Source organism: Flavobacterium flabelliforme (genome assembly GCF_017948675.1).
In the GTDB taxonomy this organism is placed as follows: Bacteria; Bacteroidota; Bacteroidia; order Flavobacteriales; family Flavobacteriaceae; genus Flavobacterium; species Flavobacterium pygoscelis.
Genome location: NZ_JAGFBU010000005.1, coordinates 115,175 through 127,685 on the forward strand (window position 1 = coordinate 115,175; position 12,511 = coordinate 127,685).

General features: G+C 32.7%; 9 protein-coding genes. 8 read left to right on the forward strand and 1 reads right to left on the reverse strand.

The annotated features are described in order from the left end of the window. Positions 1 to 46 precede the first annotated feature (46 nt). The gene (locus tag J3S90_RS12650) at positions 47 to 274 is read left to right on the forward strand and encodes a hypothetical protein (protein WP_188050941.1); all 228 of its coding nucleotides are present in this window, start codon (positions 47 to 49) and stop codon (positions 272 to 274) included. Between the two features lie 31 nt (positions 275 to 305). Here J3S90_RS12650 and J3S90_RS12655 read toward each other — a convergent pair whose 3' ends face one another. Continuing rightward, positions 306 to 1,850 carry a hypothetical protein gene (locus J3S90_RS12655; protein WP_188050942.1) on the reverse strand — a complete coding sequence of 515 codons (1,545 nt, stop codon included), beginning with the start codon at positions 1,848 to 1,850 and terminating at the stop codon, positions 306 to 308. Positions 1,851 to 2,005: 155 nt separating this feature from the next. Here J3S90_RS12655 and J3S90_RS12660 point away from each other — a divergent pair, with 155 nt between their 5' ends. The 7 genes from J3S90_RS12660 (at position 2,006) to acs (ending at position 12,487) form a co-directional block, all read left to right on the forward strand. Continuing rightward, positions 2,006 to 3,181, forward strand: a complete 1,176-nt coding sequence (locus J3S90_RS12660; RefSeq protein WP_210646509.1) for a 2-isopropylmalate synthase — start codon at positions 2,006 to 2,008, stop codon at positions 3,179 to 3,181. Between the two features lie 48 nt (positions 3,182 to 3,229). After that, the gene (leuB, locus tag J3S90_RS12665) at positions 3,230 to 4,345 is read left to right on the forward strand and encodes a 3-isopropylmalate dehydrogenase (protein WP_210646510.1); all 1,116 of its coding nucleotides are present in this window, start codon (positions 3,230 to 3,232) and stop codon (positions 4,343 to 4,345) included. Positions 4,346 to 4,614: 269 nt separating this feature from the next. Next, on the forward strand, positions 4,615 to 6,288 hold the full coding sequence (gene ilvD / locus J3S90_RS12670; protein ID WP_210646511.1) for a dihydroxy-acid dehydratase: 1,674 nt from the start codon (positions 4,615 to 4,617) through the stop codon (positions 6,286 to 6,288). Positions 6,289 to 6,344: 56 nt separating this feature from the next. Then, entirely contained in the window at positions 6,345 to 8,042 is a 1,698-nt protein-coding gene (ilvB, locus tag J3S90_RS12675; protein WP_210646512.1) for a biosynthetic-type acetolactate synthase large subunit, read from the forward strand. Between the two features lie 4 nt (positions 8,043 to 8,046). Next, positions 8,047 to 8,574, forward strand: coding sequence for an acetolactate synthase small subunit (gene ilvN, locus J3S90_RS12680; protein WP_210646513.1), 528 nt, complete (start codon positions 8,047 to 8,049; stop codon positions 8,572 to 8,574). A 71-nt stretch (positions 8,575 to 8,645) separates the two neighbouring features. Beyond that, on the forward strand, positions 8,646 to 10,115 hold the full coding sequence (gene ilvC, locus J3S90_RS12685) for a ketol-acid reductoisomerase (protein WP_210646514.1): 1,470 nt from the start codon (positions 8,646 to 8,648) through the stop codon (positions 10,113 to 10,115). Between the two features lie 464 nt (positions 10,116 to 10,579). Beyond that, complete coding sequence (gene acs, locus J3S90_RS12690; protein ID WP_210646515.1) at positions 10,580 to 12,487, forward strand: acetate--CoA ligase; 1,908 nt, start codon at positions 10,580 to 10,582, stop codon at positions 12,485 to 12,487. Positions 12,488 to 12,511: the final 24 nt, after the last annotated feature.

Consider the following 12,511-nt stretch of genomic DNA (forward strand, 5'->3'; position numbering starts at 1 on the left):
GCAACTTTATGATGATACTTTAATTTTGAAACTAAATTTAAAAATTATGAAACCTCTAAAAGAAAAACTACTGATTAAGGATGCAACGATTAATAAAATGCAATTTGATACCGAATGGTTTTACAAGTTAGATGACATGGCATTTTACTTAAAAGAAGATTTATCTGAGGTTGAATTTGTTTTTTTACCAATGAATATAGAGGGAGAACAAGAATATGTAAAATGTGCAGCTTTTGACGATATAATTAGAGGACGCAAAGAATTAAAAAAGTAAAAAAGCAAAATATTTCCTCAATTACAGCAAATTATCGATTGCTTAATTTTGCCTTCTCAATTATAATTGCACTTATTTTTCTATTTTCTATTTTGCTTTCCAACCAAGAAATAATATCTAGATATAAAAAAGCCCGTTTCTCATAGGTGTTTTTTTCTAATTCTATAAAACGCAACCTCATTTTTATAAACTCTTTTTTAATTTCACTCGGGTAAATTGAATTTAGGTTTTTCATAAAACGAATGATTTCCTTCTGAACCTCCTGCAAATCATTCATCTTTAGTAAAAATTTGTAAGTGTTTTTTAGTTGATTTTCTAAGTAATAATCGTTCCCTAATTCGTAATGAGCAATCAGACTTAACAATCTCGAAAAGCACATTAAGTCTTCTCGCATGGACAAGTTTTTATTGTTTATGATTTTTTCTAAGTAAAAAATACATTCTGTATATTTTTCATTTCCAAAATAAATGGAAGCAAATTTATAATAGAAGAGCATTTCGTGATGTTCATCAAGATGATCGGAATGTATTTTTAATTTATTTAGTATTTCAGGAATTAAGTATTCACTTGCAGCAAATGTTCCTTCAAGAATATGATAATTTAATTTATTATTATATACATATAAAAAGGATAATGAAGCAATATTATCATTCACAGGAAAACGTGTATCCTTTATGGTAGCTTCTAACTGTAATAAATATTTCTTGAATTTGGATTTGTATTTTAGCATGAATAAAGACTCCAACAAATAGTGATTTCCTTTTAAGAAAAAGACTGGATTTAGATAAATCATATTTGAATTATCATAGAAAAGAGTTACCCATTTGTAGGCATATTTATAACTTCCTAAAAAGTCTTGTACTAAAAAACTACGCCAAAGATTAGCATTGTAAAACCAATATTTCTCTCTAAAACTAAATTTACTTACATCAAGTTTTGCTATATGTTTATTAAAATAGTCATCAATATATTTAAATTCAGCATCACTTTTTACATAACCTGTTTTTAGCATGATTCCGTACAACTGCAGCGACAAATTTGATAGTTTACTTGAAATTGTATTGCGATAATTCAGTTCTTTAGCTTGAATGACCAATTCATCAGCGCGTCCTTGAATACTTCGGGTGATGTATTGTGATTCAATCAGTTTTTCAAATTCTACAATTTCATATGCCATTAGCTTTTCGTCATTTTCTAAGGCAAGAATTTTTGTTTTATCAAGAATTTTTAAACTTTGCTTGTACAATCCTTTATTATATAAAATAGTAGCAAAGTCAATTTGCTCTCGCAACTGATACCGCATGTTTTGACTAGGAATATTAAGTCTAATACTAACTAAAATTTGTTTGTATAAATAGGATTTGAGATTTGATAACTGCACTTTTTTTATAATCCCACTTTTTAAAATAAGTTTTTCTTCATATGCTTCAGATTTGTCTAAAATGTTGAATAATTCAATAAATTTTGTGTTCGAACTAGTCTCTAATCTACTTGCAAAAATCTTGAATTGTCTTTTCTCAGATTTAGAAAGGGATTTTATTAAAACAAATAAGAAATCTTTTTGATGGTTAGCCATTGTAAAATAAAGAAGATTAATACTTTGTAAATCAATAAGTTAAAACTTAATTAATTCCTTTATGAATAGTATATTTGGTTAAAATGTGTTTTATAATTAAAGTATTCAAATATAACTTTGTTAATGAAATGTGAAATTACATTAAATAAACGGATATGAATAGAGAGAAAGTTCAAATTTTTGACACCACTTTAAGAGACGGAGAACAAGTCCCAGGATGTAAGCTAGATACCAATCAAAAACTACTTATAGCCAATCGACTCGACGAAATGGGTGTTGACATTATTGAAGCTGGATTTCCTGTCTCTAGTCCCGGTGATTTTTTATCTGTTAAAGAAATCAGCAAAATTGTAAAAAACGCAACGGTTTGTGGGCTAACTAGAGCCGTTAAAAATGATATTGATGTAGCAGCAGAAGCATTGAAATTTGCCAAAAAACCACGAATTCATACCGGAATTGGAACATCTGATTCACATATAATTCATAAACTACAAACGACAAGAGCGGATATTATTGACAGAGTAAAGTTTGCCGTTTCACATGCTAAATCTTATGTAGAAGATGTAGAATTCTATGCTGAAGATGCCGGAAGAACAGCCAATGATTTCTTAGCTCGAGTTTGCGAAGAAGCAATAAAATCGGGCGCTACCGTTTTAAATATACCAGATACAACGGGATATTGTTTGCCAGAAGAATATGGTGCAAAAATAAAATATTTAAGAGAAAATGTAAAGGGAATAGAGAATGTCATTCTTTCCTGTCATTGCCATAATGATTTAGGTATGGCAACGGCAAATTCAATTGCAGGAGCTGTAAATGGAGCCAGGCAAATTGAATGTACAATAAACGGAATTGGAGAAAGAGCCGGAAATACTGCACTTGAAGAGGTCGTTATGATTTTTAAACAACATCCTTATTTGAATTTATATACTGATATCGATTCAAAACAACTGAATGAAATGAGCCGTTTAGTTTCTGATAGCATGGGAATGATAGTACAACCTAACAAAGCAATAGTTGGTGCTAATGCATTTGCCCATAGTTCTGGTATTCATCAAGATGGCGTAATAAAAAATAGGTCTACTTATGAAATTATGGATCCATTGGATGTTGGAGTCAACGAATCTTCAATAGTGCTAACTGCTAGAAGTGGAAGAGCTGCATTAGCGTATAGAGCAAAAAAAGTGGGTTATGAACTTTCAAAAGTACAGTTAGATCTTGTTTATTTTGAATTTTTAAGATTTGCTGATATCAAAAAAGAAGTTTTAGATGATGATATTCACCAGATTATAGAAGTCTGTAACATACAAAGTGAATTAATCCGTAATTGATCGTAAACTAATATATAGAAGATAAAATTCCATTAAAAATAAAATCAGATGAATTTAAAAATAGCAGTATTATCAGGAGACGGAATTGGTCCAGAGGTTATTTTACAAGCCAAAAAAGCATTAAACGCTATTGCAATCATTTATGATCATGAGTTTGTATTTGAAGATGCTTTTATAGGCGCAATTGCTATAGAAAAAACAGGGAATCCTTTGCCAGAGCAAACCTTAAATCTTTGCTTGAACACCGATGCTGTTTTATTTGGAACGGTTGGCGATGCAATTTATGATAATAATAGTAATAGCAAGTTAAATCCAATTTATGGATTGTTAAAATTAAGACAAGCATTGGGTTTGTATGCTAACATCCGACCAATAAAACCTTACAAAGACTTACTTGATTTATCTCCATTAAAAAGAAAAATAATTGAGGATACTGATTTTGTGATTTTTAGAGAAATTTCTGGTGGTTCTTATTTTTGTGAAAAAAAGATCAATGACCAAGGAACTGTAGCTTCAGATTTATGCGAATATACTGAAGAAGAAATTATCAGAATTGCTCATTTAGCCTTTAGAGCAGCACAAAAAAGAAGAAATAAAGTAACTCTTGTAGATAAAGCTAGTATTCTGGAAACCTCTAGGTTGTGGAGAAAAACAGTAACTCAAATTGCTAAAGAATATCCAGAAGTTACACTAGAATTTTTACTTGTTGATAATGCAGCGATGCAAATTATTATTAATCCAAAACAATTTGATGTGATTTTGACAGAGAATTTGTTTGGTGATATTTTATCCGATGAAGCGAGTGTTATCACAGGAGCTTTAGGCTTATTGCCTTCTGCTTCATTAGGGAATTCTAGTGTACTTTTTGAACCTATTCATGGTTCATTTCCTGAAGCTAGAAGAAAGAATATTGCCAATCCAATTGCTTCTGTTTTAGCTTCTGCAATGCTTTTAGAGCATTTTGGTCTTCATCAGGAATCCAAAAAAGTGTACGAAGCTGTTCATAAAGCAATTGAACTCAATGTAGTTACTGCTGATTTGAATCCTTATTCAAAATTTGGAACAAATGAAGTAGGAGACTTTATTTCGAACTACATTTTAAGTAAAGACGACTTGTATTTTAAAAGCGATAATGTATATATCGGACAATCGACTATAGTTTAAAGATAAATTGTTAAAAAAGAGTATTAATAATTGATAATATGTTAATAATTGAGATTATGTTTTTTTTATTAAACAAGTAGTTCTACTTTCGCAGTGTAAAAAATAAACAAATGCAAAACTCAATTATTATTTCTCTTATTATTATTGTCATTGTGGTAAACACATATGCAAGGGAAATGGTATAGGTATAATTGAAAAATATATTTAAAACCTCCCATCATTTGGGAGGTTTTTTTTTGGAAAAAAATTAAAATACAAAATCAAATATAATGGAATTAAACAAGTACAGTAAAACAATAACTCAAGACGTAACACAACCTGCTGCACAAGCAATGCTCTACGGAATTGGTTTAACAGAAGACGATTTAAAGAAAGCGCAAGTAGGAATTGTGAGTATGGGTTATGAGGGAAATACTTGTAATATGCACCTTAATGATCTTGCAAAAGATGTAAAAAAAGGAGTGTGGAATGCTGATTTGGTGGGTTTAATTTTTAACACCATTGGAGTTAGTGACGGAATTTCAAATGGCACAGATGGAATGCGTTTCTCACTAGTTTCTAGAGATGTAATTGCTGATTCTATAGAAACTGTTATGGGCGCACAATGGTATGACAGTTTAATTGCAATTCCAGGTTGTGACAAAAATATGCCAGGAGCCATAATGGCAATGGGAAGAGTAAATCGTCCTGCAATTATGGTGTATGGAGGCACAATTCACTCCGGAAAATGGAAAGGAGAATCCTTAAATATTGTTTCAGCTTTTGAAGCTTTGGGAAAAAAATTTAATAATACAATCACTGACGAAGACTTTAAAGGGGTAATTCAGAATGCTTGTCCAGGAGCTGGCGCTTGCGGCGGAATGTATACTGCAAACACTATGGCCTCTGCAATTGAAGCTTTGGGAATGAGTTTACCTTATAGTTCATCAAATCCAGCATTAAGTGATGAGAAAAAACAAGAGTGCGTTGCTGCTGGTAAAGCGATACGACTTTTGTTAGAAAAAGACATTAAACCTACCGATATCATGACTCGAAAAGCTTTTGAGAATGCGATTATGATGGTAGCCGTTCTGGGTGGATCAACTAATGCCGTGATGCATATTATTGCAATGGCGCATTCTGTAGACATCGAAATTACATTAAAAGATTTTCAAGATATAAGTAATAAAACACCTGTTTTAGCTGATTTAAAGCCAAGTGGGAAATACATGATGGAAGATTTACATCAAGTTGGTGGTGTTCCCGCAGTAATGAAATATTTATTAAAAGAAGGTTTGCTTCATGGAGATTGTTTGACCGTTACAGGGAAAACAGTTGCTGAAAATTTAGCTTCTGTTCCCAATTTAAGTGATGGTCAAGAGGTAATTCATGAAATACAAAAAGCATTAAAACCTACAGGTAACATTCAAATTTTGTATGGAAATTTAGCTGAGGAAGGTTCTGTAGCAAAGATTAGTGGTAATGAAGGAGAATTTTTTGAAGGAGAAGCTATCGTTTTCGAAAGTGAATTTGAAGTTATTCCAGGAATTCAAAGTGGTTTGGTTCATCCTGGTAATGTAGTTGTTATTAGAAATTGTGGTCCAAAAGGTGGTCCTGGAATGCCCGAAATGCTCAAGCCAACTTCTGCTATTATGGGAGCTGGACTCGGCAATTCAGTTGCACTTATTACCGATGGTAGATTCTCTGGAGGTACACATGGTTTTGTTGTAGGGCATATTACTCCTGAAGCTTTTGATGGTGGAGGAATTGCACTCGTCAATAATGGTGATACAATTACTATAGATGCCAAAAATAATACAATCAATCTCAAAATTTCTGATGATGAATTTGCTGCTCGGAAAGCTCTTTGGGTTCAACCCGAATTAAAAGCGACTAAAGGCGTTTTGCTAAAATACGCTAGAGCTGTTTCAAGTGCGTCGACAGGTTGTGTCACCGACAAGTAAGTCAAAATAATTTTAATAAAATGAAATTTCAATAGGTTTGAAAATAAGATAAAAGGATGAAAAATAATAAAATATCTGGTGCCGAAGCCGTTATACGTTGCTTGCTAGAAGAAGGTGTAGACTTGGTTTATGGATATCCCGGTGGAGCGATAATGCCAGTTTACGATGAATTATATAAATTTCAAGATCAATTGCATCATGTTTTGGTCCGACACGAACAAGGCGCAACCCACGCAGCACAAGGCTTTGCGAGAGCAACTGGAAAAGTAGGAGTGGCAATTGCTACTTCAGGTCCAGGAGCCACTAATTTAGTAACAGGAATTGCAGATGCACAAATTGATTCTACACCAATGGTTTGTATTACGGGACAAGTTGGTAAACACTTATTGGGTTCAGATGCTTTTCAGGAAACAGATATTATTGGTATTTCGACTCCTGTGACCAAATGGAATTATCAAATAACCGAAGCTTCTGAAATTCCAGAAATAATGGCGAAAGCTTTTTTTATTGCCAAATCAGGTCGTCCAGGTCCTGTACTAATAGACATTACGAAAAATGCTCAATTTGACGAAATTGAATTTAGTTATAAAAAATGTACCAGCATTAGAAGTTATAATCCAAAGCCTACATTAGATTTCACTAAAGTGAATGAAGCGGCTGCATTGATCAATGCTGCTAAAAAACCCTTTATAATTTTTGGGCAAGGTGTAATTCTTAGTGAAGCCGAAGCAGAGCTAAAAGAATTAGTTGAAAAATCAGGAATACCAACTGCTTGGACAATTTTAGGGCTTTCAGCATTGCCAACAGATCATCCCTTAAACGTAGGAATGGTTGGAATGCATGGAAATTATGGTCCTAATGTTCTCACAAATGAATGTGATGTTCTTATTGCTTTGGGAATGCGTTTCGATGATCGAGTTACTGGTAATTTGGCCACTTATGCCAAGCAAGCAAAGGTTATTCATTTTGAAATTGATCCAGCTGAAGTTGATAAAAATGTTAAAACAGAAGTAGCCGTTTTAGCAGATTTGAAAGAGTCTTTGACTGCTTTGCTTCCAAAAATTAATAATAATAAGCACGAATCTTGGCACAATGAATTTAAAGAAAAATATCAAATTGAATTAGATCAGGTTATCAATGAAGAGTTAAAGCCAACAAATGGTAAAGGAATTTCTATGGGAGAAACCATCGAAATGATTAATAAGCACTCTAATGGAGATGCCATTATGGTTTCGGATGTGGGGCAACACCAAATGTTTGCTTGCCGTTACGCCAAATTCAATTCGACTAAAAGTAATGTAACATCAGGTGGTTTAGGAACAATGGGATTTGCTTTGCCAGCGGCAATTGGTGCTAAAATGGGAATGCCCAATCGCGAAGTGGTTGCTATAATTGGCGATGGTGGTTTTCAAATGACCATTCAGGAACTAGGAACCATTTTTCAAACTAAAGTTCCGGTTAAAATTGTAGTGCTAAACAATGAGTTTTTAGGAATGGTTCGTCAATGGCAACAATTATTTTTTGACAAGCGATATGCCTCTACAGAGATGATAAATCCCAATTTTATAGCCATTGCTGAAGGCTATTACATTAAAGCAAAAAAAGTGACCAAACGAGAAGATCTTGATACAGCTGTCGCCGAAATGATGGCTTCAAAAGAATCCTATTTCTTAGAGGTTATGGTAGAAAAAGAAAATAACGTATTCCCAATGATCCCAACTGGAGCATCAGTTTCTGATATCCGCTTAAGCTAATAGTATGGAAAATAAAATATTCACCATTTCTGTTTATTCAGAAAACAACGTTGGCTTATTAAACAGAATATCTGGAATATTCTTGAAACGCCATATTAATATTTTGAGTTTAAATGTATCTGAATCTGAAATAGAAAATGTTTCGAGATTTATTATTGTGGTTGATACAACTGAAAAATGGGTTCAGAACATTGTGGGTCAAATTGAAAAACAAATAGAAGTCATCAAAGCATTTTATCATATTGATGAAGAAACAATTTTCTTAGAAAATGCTTTGTTTAAAATTCAATCCAACCTTTTGTTTGACGAAAGAGAAATTCAAAATATCATTAAAGAAAGTCATTCAGAAATTGTTACCGTTGCAAGAGACTTTTTTGTGATTTCAAAATCAGGACAACGCAACGAAATAGAAGCGTTATACGATAAATTAAAGCCTTTTGGAATTATGCAATTTGTTCGTTCTGGAAGAATATCAGTTTCTAAAGAAAAAATGGAAATATCCTCTTTATTAGAAACATTAAGTAATCAATAGAACCTTTTTATTGGAATTAAAAATAAGAAGGTATTTCAAAAATAAAACACAAAAACATTAAAATAGAAACAATGGCAAATTATTTCAATTCATTACCACTTAGATTACAATTAGAACAATTAGGAGTTTGTGAATTCATGGATCAATCTGAATTTTCAAATGGAACTAAAGCATTACAAGGAAAAAAAATTGTAATAGTGGGTTGTGGAGCTCAAGGTTTAAACCAAGGATTAAACATGAGAGATTCAGGTTTAGATATTTCGTATGCTTTGCGTGCTGATGCAATTACTGAGAAAAGAGCTTCTTTTAAAAATGCTTCTGATAATGGATTTAAAGTGGCAACTTATCAAGAATTAATACCAACAGCTGACTTAGTTTGCAATCTTACTCCAGACAAACAACACACTTCTGTTGTGAATGCCATTATGCCATTGATGAAAAATGGTGCGACATTAGCCTATTCACACGGTTTTAATATTGTAGAAGAAGGAATGCAAATTCGTAAGGATATCACCGTAATAATGTGCGCGCCAAAATGTCCAGGATCAGAAGTGAGAGAGGAATACAAAAGAGGTTTTGGAGTGCCAACATTAATCGCAGTTCACCCAGAAAATGATCCAAATGGTTTTGGTTTTGAACAAGCCAAAGCTTATGCAGTAGCGACTGGCGGACATAAAGCAGGAGTTTTAAATTCTTCTTTTGTTGCTGAAGTAAAATCAGATTTAATGGGAGAACAAACCATCCTTTGCGGAATGTTGCAAACAGGCTCAATATTATGTTTTGATAAAATGGTTGAAAAAGGAATCGAGCCTGCTTACGCTTCAAAATTAATTCAATATGGTTGGGAAACCATTACGGAAGCCTTAAAGCATGGCGGAATTACCAATATGATGGATCGTTTGAATAACCCTTCAAAAATTGAAGCTTACCGATTAGCAGATGAATTAAAAGATATATTGCGTCCGTTATTTCAAAAACACATGGATGACATCATATCTGGTGAATTTTCGAAAAATATGATGATCGATTGGTCTAATGATGATGTCAATTTATTAAAATGGAGAGCTGCAACTGCAGAAACTAAATTTGAAAAAACCGCTCCAACAACAACGCCTATTTCTGAACAAGAATATTTTGATAATGGCGTTTTGATGATTGCAATGGTTAAGGCAGGAGTAGAGTTAGCTTTTGAGACCATGACTGAAACTGGAATTATAGAGGAATCTGCTTATTATGAGTCCTTACATGAATTGCCATTGATTGCCAATACTGTGGCAAGAAAAAAATTATATGAAATGAATAGAATTATTTCGGATACAGCAGAATATGGTTGCTATTTATTTGATCATGCCTGCAAACCTTTATTAGCGGACTTTATGAAATCCATTGATACAAATGTGATTGGGAAACCTTTTTCTGACTCTAATGCAGTAGAAAACGCAGTTCTTATCGCCGTAAACAAAAGTATTCGTCAACATCCAATAGAAGAGGTTGGAGAATGGTTGAGAGAATCTATGACCGCAATGAAGAAAATAGGATAACTTTTCAAAAATTATATTTCACAATAAAAAAAATCGGGGATTAGCATTCTATGGTTTAGTACTATGTTGAATTAGTTAAGTTATTAAATCTAAAAACAAATGGAAGGCTTGTACATCCACTTAACTTTAAATGAGGTTATAGTTAAGTGGATTAATCCCTATTCTTGAAATTATTTAGGATAAGTCTAAAGAATATTATCTTTAGTTATTAAAAATAATTAGCTGATTTAAATCTTGTTAAAGCAACTTTTGTCTTTACAATATAAGCATACAGATACAAAACGAGAAAGAATTAAACTTTCTCGTTTTTTTATGCTTTCTTATTTGTTAGCGACTAAAAATCATCTAAATAGCTATTAAAAAACCCTGTTTATTTTGCTTGTATTTAGATTTGAATCATTATATATAATGCTGATAATTTTAAGAATAGCGCGAGATTTAATACTTTTATAAAAAATTTGAATATGAGCTACTACAAAATTGATAATCTAGAACAATATTTTAAACATTACAATAAATCAGTTCGTGAACCTAGAAAATTTTGGGGTAAAATAGCACAAGAAAATTTTACTTGGTACCAACAATGGGATAAAGTTGTTGAGTTTGATATGGCAGAAGCAGATATTAAGTGGTTTACAGAAGCAAAAGTAAATATTGTAAAAAACTGTATCGATAGACATTTAGCTAAAAGAGGAGACAAAACTGCAATTATTTTCGAACCCAATGATCCTTCAGAAACAGCATTACATATCACATATAATGAGTTGCACGAAAGAGTTTGTAAAATGGCAAATGTATTGCGTGAACAAGGCGTAAAAAAAGGAGATCGTGTGTGTATTTACTTGCCTATGATTCCTGAATTAGCCATTGCTACTTTAGCTTGTGCAAGAATTGGAGCCATACATTCGGTTGTTTTTGCGGGATTTTCCGCCTCAGCCGTTGCCAACAGAATTAATGATAGTGAATGTAAAATAGTTATCACTTCTGATGGAGGATACAGAGGAAATAAAACAATAGATTTAAAAGGAATTATAGACGAAGCTTTAGACAAATGCAGCTGTGTTGAAAGTGTTTTAGTAGTCAAAAGAATTAATTCTGAGATAAATATGAAAGAAGGCCGTGACCAATGGTTGCAACCTCTTTTAGATGAAGCTAGTGATAATAATGTAGCAGAAATAATGGATGCAGAAGATCCTTTATTTATACTCTACACTTCTGGATCTTCAGGAAAACCAAAAGGAATGGTTCATACTACTGCGGGTTATATGGTTTATACCGCATATACTTTCAAAAACGTATTTAACTACGAAGAAAATGATGTATTTTGGTGTACCGCAGATATTGGTTGGATCACCGGACATTCGTATATTTTATATGGACCATTATTAAATGGAGCTACAACTGTTATTTTTGAAGGTGTTCCTTCTTATCCAGATTTTAGTCGTTTTTGGGAAATTATCGAAAAACATAAAATAACACAATTTTATACCGCCCCAACGGCCATTCGCGCTTTGGCAAAAGAAAACTTAGAATATGTTCAAAAACATCCTCTAACTTCTTTAAAAGTAATTGGCTCCGTGGGAGAACCTATAAATGAAGAGGCATGGCATTGGTACAACGACCATGTAGGAAGTAAAAGATGTCCTTTAGTCGATACTTGGTGGCAAACTGAAACTGGAGGTATACTTATTTCTCCTATTGCCTTTGTCACTCCAACAAAGCCAACTTATGCTTCCTTACCATTACCAGGAATTCAGCCCGTATTAATGGATGATAAACGAAATGAAATAGAAGGAAATCAAGTAAATGGTAGTCTTTGTATTAAATTTCCATGGCCAGGTATTGCACGAACAATTTGGGGAGATCATCAGCGGTATAAAGACACTTATTTTTCTGCTTTTCCAGGTAAATATTTTACTGGAGACGGCGCGCTTAGAGATGAAGTAGGTTATTATAGAATTACTGGTCGAGAAGATGATGTTGTTATTGTTTCTGGACACAATTTAGGAACAGCACCAATTGAAGATGCTATAAATGAACATCCTGCTGTTGCAGAATCTGCCATTGTAGGTTTTCCACATGATGTAAAAGGAAATGCATTATATGCTTTTGTAATTTTGAAAGAAGTTGGAGAATATAGAGTTCGAGAAAACTTAGTAAAAGAAATTAATCAATTGATTTCAGATCATATTGGCCCAATTGCTAAAATAGATAAAATTCAGTTTGTTACTGGCTTGCCAAAAACTAGATCTGGTAAAATTATGCGTAGAATATTGCGAAAAATAGCAGAAGGCGATTATTCGAATTTTGGTGATATTTCTACTTTGCTAAATCCTGAAATTGTTGAAGAAATAAAAGAAGGTAAAATCTAAATAAAATTTATATAATGAAAAGTA